Here is a 2,683-nt window from a genome sequence, read left to right on the forward strand (position 1 = left end):
GAGTTTGAGTAAGCGCTTTTAGTAAAGGATTTAGTGGCCATAAGAATTGGTTTAGGGTTTATAGTTAACAATAGAGCATTGATGGTAAAAAACAGAGCCGGCTCATATTGAGCCGACCCTGAATCTAAATTAACGCTCTCAAACCACTAAACGAGGCTAGTTGATAAATCGCTACAGTAGGATTAAGAAAAAATGAAAATTATTCTTCTTTAAGTAGCATACTTGCCAACGGCTCATCTCTGCTGTAAATATCTTTACGGAAATTTAACCGGTTATTTCGGTCAATAAAAGCTGTGAAATAGGCTATATAAACGGGAACTTTATTTTTTAGTGTAACGTATTGCTCTTTCCCTGAATTCATAGCCGTTTTTATTTTAGCTGCATCCCAGCCCTTGCTGTTTTTAAGTAGAAATGCTGCAAGTTTTGCAGGATCTTCTACACGGATACAACCATGACTAAACGCTCTGGACGACTCTCCGAACAGCGACTTTGAAGGAGTGTCGTGCAGGTAGATGTCGTAACTGTTTGGGAACAGAAACTTTACAAGTCCTAAGGAGTTTTTAGGTCCGGGTTTTTGTCTGACTACAGGCAAACCGCCACTATAACCCGTTATTTCCATCTGATGGTTTTTAATGTAGTTTTTGTTGCGTCGCATATTGGGCAGAACTTCATTACGAACAATACTGGTAGGGACATTCCAATAAGGGCTGAATACTACATATTTCATGTCACCCGAAAAAATAACTGTTTTGTGTATAGATTGGCCTACTACAACATTTCCACTCCATAATAAGCTGTCTGCATGGTAAACATGCAGTTTAAATTCAGGGATGTTTACACCAAGGTAATTGGAGTCAATTTGTACCGGCAACCATCGGCTACGCTCCATATTTACTAAAAGCTGTCTGATTCTCTTTTTTAACGGTGTATTGAGTTCTGTTAATGTGCCTGGCCCGATGGCACCATCTGAGGTCATGCCACTTCTTTCCTGAAACTGTTTTACCGCTAAAAGAAATTCATCATTGTAATGAGTATCGGTAGTATCACCTTTAAAATCCTCCAACTTGAATAGGCGTGTTTTTATTTGAGCAATCACTTCCGAAGAATCTCCAGGTTTATAAGATTTTTTATCGGCCACTATCGGTTTCCATGGATCTTTTTGATCAAGCTCGCGATATTTAATAAGGAAGTTCTTCAAAAGATCATATTGTCTGTAAACGGGTGCCACTGTTGTACCTGCAAATTTGGCTGGGCTTTTAATCATACTATCCAGATAAGCATCGTATGCGATCTTTTTACGTGGAAGAAACCATTCAGAAGATTTGCTAATAGAGGCATCCATACCTTCCCATGCTAATTTGGCAAAAACAAAATATTGGGCAGTAAGCATCAATTCTAGTTTGATATCTGGTTTTTTACTGGGCTTGGCGTAGATCATAGAATCCAATGCTGCTCTATATGGGATATCCTTATTGATTCCTTCATCTTTAAGATTTTTAACCCGATCGGTAAGGTTGCCTGCCTGTTCTATTAACCCATTTTTGTTATACCATGCAAAAGCAAAGTGCCTGTTGTTGTAGAATTTTTGGATTGATGCAGCGTATTCTTTGAGTAGTGGATGTGCAGCAATAAATGACTCAATTTGAAGGGTGTCAAAAAAAAGCTCCTGTTCAGAATTAAAGTTTCCAGGGATGGTTTTGTTCCAGTCTTTAATGGAACGTCTTTTTAATGAGTCTTTTGTGATTTTTGTTGCCTTCTTTTCAGATTGGTTGCAGCTATTTAAAGATAGCAGACCAAAAAGCAAAAAGGCTACAATAGGGAAGGGGCGTAACAAATTCATGCTTTAATTTTATTTAATAAATATCATGATTCCAAATTGATTTGAAAAGTAAAGCTGGGCTTAAATTAAGGATATGAACATTTTTTGGTGCTTTGTTTTTGTAAGTTGTTGTATTACAGTTCCTTTTCGATTTTGTGCTGTTCATAACTATGTTGAAAACCTGTTGGTAAGCTGTTAGTGAATTGTTAGAAAAATAAATCGGATTTTCCTTGTTTTCAATGGTTTAAGTGTGTAAATTAGATCTATCAATTACGAAGTACTTTGACAGTCTGAAGAAATTCCAAAAAGAACACTTAGCTTAAGGGCAAAAAGATTCTGGTAATTTCGATGATCAGTAAATAAAAACTCGAAGTTCAAAGGAGACAGAGAACACGAGATTTAAGATTACCGGAGCCCCAGCGCAAAGGTATGTAGACTGTGTCAGGACGGACGTATCTCAGATGATGAAGCCTACGGGATGATTTATAAAGAGATAACTTAGACGGGTTTCAAAGTTCGTGAGAACTAAGAATACTACGAAATGGTAAAGTAAAAGAAGAATTGGTGCTTTTTTATGGCTACGGCGATAAAAAAGTGGAAACGGAGTACTCAAATCGAAAGAAGCGAGACTCCGTTTTCTTTTGTACAGGCTTTTTTTGCTTTCTTGTCTGCTTTTGGTGTTTCTCATTTGCACTTTAATAGTTGAGGTGTATTTTTTTAACGACCTTCCAATGACTCTGAACGATATTTTGTCGTTTGTAAGGCTTTTTGATGTAAGGTGTCAGGCGATGGGGTATTATACCTAATGTTATACATACTATATATAGTGTAGAATTTGATGTGATTATGCACATAGTATATATA

General features: G+C 37.0%; 1 protein-coding gene. It reads right to left on the bottom strand.

The window, feature by feature from the left end:
• Positions 1-199 precede the first annotated feature (199 nt).
• On the bottom strand, positions 200-1,840 hold the full coding sequence (locus tag AC1DDX_RS26150) for a L,D-transpeptidase family protein (protein ID WP_172660335.1): 1,641 nt from the start codon (positions 1,838-1,840) through the stop codon (positions 200-202).
• Positions 1,841-2,683: the final 843 nt, after the last annotated feature.

This window comes from Pedobacter sp. 10L46_2, assembly GCF_056395165.1.

Bases quoted from the DNA above. Each gene is read 5' to 3' on its own strand.
- AC1DDX_RS26150 (WP_172660335.1), bottom strand. From the start codon at position 1,840: ATGAATTTGTTACGCCCCTTCCCTATTGTAGCCTTTTTGCTTTTTGGT.